We start from the raw sequence: 1131 nt of genomic DNA on the forward strand, positions 1-1131 counted from the left end.
TGATTTTTGCACCGATACGTCCGGCGATTGGTTTGATGTCAAAGTGTTGGGAAGTCATAATATTTGTGTCTCCAAGGATAATTTGTTTTATGCAGAGAGTAGTAGTATGGCAAGAACTGATTGACGGATAGATTCATTGGCTACCTTGTCCATTTCTTCCCAAACTCCAAGGTTATATTTCTGAGTTATTCGTCCAAAAAGCTGCTCGTGGTCAAGGTATCGGGATGTTTTAAAAGTGGGGGGCAATTGTAAGAAAGCTCACAAGGCTTAAGCTGAAATTATAAGCATCAGCACCTTGTGAGCAAATGACTAAAGCATATCGTAGTAACCTGAGTTGGGAACAGTGGGAATTGATTGAAAAAGAGTTTCCCTTACCGAAAGCAGGGGGTCGGCCTCGTAGGATAGCTATATACACCGTTGTCAATGCTATTCTCTACGTACTTTGTGAAGGATGTACTTGGAGAGGATTACCAGGGGATTTTCCTGCATGGTCTACTGTTTATGGTTATTTTTGGAGATGGAGCCAAGATGGAACTTGGTTAAAAATTCACGACAAATTATACCAATGGACTCGCGTGGCAGCAGGACGTGAACCTAGCCCGTCAGAAGCAGCAGTCGATAGTCAATCGGTGGAAACAGCAACCATGATATCCCAAGAGGTAGGTTATGATGCAGGCAAAAAAATACACGGTCGGAAACGACATCTGAGTGTAGATTTACTAGGACTAGTTTTACGAGTGTTAGTTACCTCTGCAAGCCTTCCAGAGCGCCAAGGAGCTAAACAAGTCCTCAAACGAGTTCATGATACGGGAAATCAGGTAAAGCGGTTGCACACTATTTGGATGGATGGAGGATACCGAGGCGAAGAATTTATGCGTTGGGTGATGGATATGTTTCGCTGGATTGTGGAAATTGTGCTTCGACCCTTGGAAAAGAAAGGTTTTGTCCATTTACCAAAGCGCTGGGTTGTTGAGCGAACTTTTGGTTGGCTTAACTGGTGTCGGCGTTTAAGTAAAGATTATGAACGACTACCAGAAACCTCTGAGACTTTTATTTACATTGCGATGATCCGGATTATGGTCAGGCGACTGGCATAATTTTTGACTCGCTTCGACTTTTAAAACATCCTCT

The 1131-nt window shown here is 43.1% G+C and carries 1 protein-coding gene; it reads left to right on the forward strand.

What is annotated here, in order from left to right; all coding sequences use genetic code 11:
- Window positions 1-305: 305 nt before the first annotated feature.
- Complete coding sequence (locus tag A4S05_RS37990) at window positions 306-1097, forward strand: IS5 family transposase (protein ID WP_069074889.1); 792 nt, start codon at window positions 306-308, stop codon at window positions 1095-1097.
- Window positions 1098-1131: the final 34 nt, after the last annotated feature.

The sequence above is a fragment of the Nostoc sp. KVJ20 genome (assembly GCF_001712795.1).
Lineage (GTDB): Bacteria > Cyanobacteriota > Cyanobacteriia > Cyanobacteriales > Nostocaceae > Nostoc.

Coding starts and splice junctions, on each gene's coding strand:
- A4S05_RS37990 (WP_069074889.1), top strand. CDS start 306: ATGACTAAAGCATATCGTAGTAACCTGAGTTGGGAACAGTGGGAATTG.